The 1,443-nt window shown below is 40.4% G+C and carries 2 pseudogenes; both read left to right on the forward strand.

The features are described from left to right. Positions 1-566 (forward strand): annotated as a pseudogene (locus CA600_RS31455) (collagen-like protein); the annotation flags it as partial. 436 nt (positions 567-1,002) lie between these two features. Further along, a pseudogene (locus tag CA600_RS31460) lies at positions 1,003-1,443 on the forward strand (YVTN family beta-propeller repeat-containing protein); the annotation flags it as partial.

Genomic DNA, 1,443 nt, shown 5'->3' on the forward strand with positions numbered 1-1,443 from the left:
GAGTGACCGGAGCAACCGGAGTCGCTGGAGCGACCGGAGCAACCGGAACAACTGGTGTAACTGGAGCAACCGGGCCGAATATTCAAGCTGAAGGATTCTCTGCATTCCTGCCAACTTTGTCAGTATCTAGTTCTTCCCAACTTACGGGCTGGACTGTGACTTCTCCGTTCTATTCTGATCCATCCTTTAGCCCAGTTACGGGAAATTACACAGTTCCGACGACAGGCAGATATTCTATTGAAGCAACTATTAATTATTCCACAACCGCTTCTATCTCAATAAGTCTTGGTAGTGGAATTAATCCAGCATTTATAGTTCAGAGAACATCTCCTACCGCAACAAATCTGGTAAGTGGATTATTTCCTGTGTTAGATGTCAATGTTGCGCTTATTCTAGATTTGAGAGCTATTTTGGGGAGCGGGACTGTAACGCTGGCTGGTGAGTTTGCTCTAACAGCAGGTGATGTTATTGGCTTGTTCTATGTGTCTAATGGTTTGACAGTTCCTTTGAATTTGGGCGGCGCCAACACAGCAGGTATAGTTTGGTCTGTTCATGAATTGACTTAAAAATTGTTCTCTAAGTTTCAATGTTCAAAGAGGGGGATAACCTGTAGCTGTAAGTATAGCTCATGGGTTATCCTCTGTTTTGATAACACAATATGTTGTGGGCTAGACGGAGAAAAGTGCTTTTAAGATTTGTAGTAGATTGAATTCTCATAGATTTACTAGTTTGCTCTGACAGTACTTAATATGTATAGCAGTGGCTTTTAATGGATGTCCACGCAATATTTCAAGATAAGAATATTACTATAAAGAGCCAGAAATTATGGACTGAAAAATATAATAGGCTCATCGTTAACAAATTTGGAGTAGATGGGAGGAATGATTATAGTAACGTTACAATTTTTAAAATTTATAGTGGACTATCTTGTTGTAGGGGTTTTTGATCTACAGATTTTAAGAGTATTTATAAATCTATTTGAATTGAAGAGGAGTTGAGAACTTGAGTCATTTATCTACTGGACCTATAGAAAACAATCTGGTAAGCGGTGAAAGACCTACTCAGCTTGTTACTATTAAACTGGTCAACCAGAGCGATGTCACTGCGTCGATAGTTCAAATCGAAGGCTATTATATGAACGGTACAAGAACACTATATGTTAGTGAACTTCATACGGTGGGACCTAATGAAGTACAAACGAATGACTATTATGCAAATTTTGATTCATTCGAATTTATGTTCACAACACCAACTCTAGTAGATGATCCAATTCAAGTCTCAGTTTGGGGAAAAAGTAGCACTGGCCAATTAGTGACTGCTCATCGGCTTGTCTACTCTGAATTGTATGGTGAAAATATAGGGATTAGAGGAGCCACTGGTGCAACCGGAGATACAGGAGCCACCGGAGCAACTGGAACAGCAGGAGCCACCGGAGCGACAGGA

It is taken from the genome of Paenibacillus sp. VTT E-133280 (genome assembly GCF_002264385.1).
Taxonomy (GTDB): Bacteria; Bacillota; Bacilli; order Paenibacillales; family Paenibacillaceae; genus Paenibacillus_AQ; species Paenibacillus_AQ nitricinens.